At 35.7% G+C, this 1,364-nt stretch carries 3 protein-coding genes; all 3 read left to right on the top strand.

Annotated elements, in window-relative coordinates; genetic code table 11:
* On the top strand, positions 1 to 301 hold a 301-nt coding region (repC, locus tag WCP78_RS06245), incomplete at its 5' end, for a replication initiation protein RepC (RefSeq protein WP_336279645.1).
* A gap of 370 nt (positions 302 to 671) precedes the next feature.
* Positions 672 to 950, top strand: a complete 279-nt coding sequence (locus WCP78_RS06250; RefSeq protein ID WP_336279646.1) for a type II toxin-antitoxin system RelE/ParE family toxin — start codon at positions 672 to 674, stop codon at positions 948 to 950.
* Between the two features lie 18 nt (positions 951 to 968).
* Positions 969 to 1,262, top strand: a complete 294-nt coding sequence (locus WCP78_RS06255) for a HigA family addiction module antitoxin (RefSeq protein WP_336279647.1) — start codon at positions 969 to 971, stop codon at positions 1,260 to 1,262.
* Positions 1,263 to 1,364: the final 102 nt, after the last annotated feature.

Below are 1,364 nucleotides of genomic sequence, written 5' to 3' on the forward strand. Positions count from 1 at the left end.
GCCTCATACGGCTCAGTATCTGGATCATAGATTCAAATCAGCAAAAGATATGATTGGTTCTATAGCATTCATATCTAAAATGCTGGGAATTTCATCAAATGCTGTTGAACAAGCTAAAACGGCCATGGGACTAGAAAAAGCTGCTCTTGCTATTGGCATAATCCTCGAAAAATACAGTCGGCAGCTCATTCAATCTCCAGGAGGATATTTGCGCGGCATGATTGATCGACAAAATAAAGGACAGCTCTATCTAGAACGTTCTTTGCATGGGCTACTCAATTCTGCTGAACGAGAATTATAGGAAATGTTTTAGTTTTTAAGCTGTTTCATTCAATGGTCAGACATTTGATAAAAACTTCTATCAAATAAGAGTGTTTAATATTGTCTTCGGCTCAAAGAATGAAAACTCTTAATTTTTGCTAATAATCTTATATTGCTCTATTGTACCATATCACTTGATAGGCAGAAATTGCTCAAATGTTTTTTATTAAACTTTAGTGAGTATACTACAAGTTTATACAAAGACTAAAATGATGGATATTGATCATATCTTTATATGTCTTATCTATTGTATTTTGTAACGATACAAGATACAAAATACTTTAAGGTTTAGATATCAAAGGCTTCAAAAATTTCACCGTACTGATGCCATAAATATGATACAATGATTTATGATTATAGGATTTAAACATAAAGGGCTTGAAGCTTTCTACTACACTGATACTACAAAGGGGATTCAGGTTATCCATGCTCCAAAACTTAAGCGCATTTTAGGTGCTCTTGAGGTAGCTATGCTCCCAGATGATTTGAATTATCCATCTTTTCGATTACATCCGCTCAAAGGAGATCTTAAAGGGTATTGGTCGATTACTGTAAGTGGAAATTGGCGTGTAATATTCAGATTTAATGGGACAGATGTTGAATTAGTTGATTACCTGGATTACCACTAGAAAGGAGTACATTAAACGATGATGAAAAATCCTCCACATCCTGGTGAGTTACTACGAGAAGATGTTATTTCAGAGCTTGGTTTATCTGTTACTGAAACAGCTACAAGGCTTGGTATGTCTCGTGTAGCATTTTCTAGGGTTTTGAACGGAAAAGCCGCTATTAGCCCAGATCTGGCTATTAGACTTGAAATGGCTGGTGTTAGTACTGCACGAGCTTGGTTGGCTATGCAGGCCAATTATGATTTAGCGCAGGCACTCAAACATCCTCAACCTAATATACGTCCTTTGTTTCAAGATATAGCTGCAATGTAAATGGAGAAAATCTTAATTAAACGATAAAATATGAATGCCATAGAACCAATCATATCTTTTGCTGATTTGAATCTATGATCCAGATACTGAGCCGTATGAGGT

The organism is Bartonella occidentalis, assembly GCF_037070875.1.
Taxonomy (GTDB): domain Bacteria; phylum Pseudomonadota; class Alphaproteobacteria; order Rhizobiales; family Rhizobiaceae; genus Bartonella.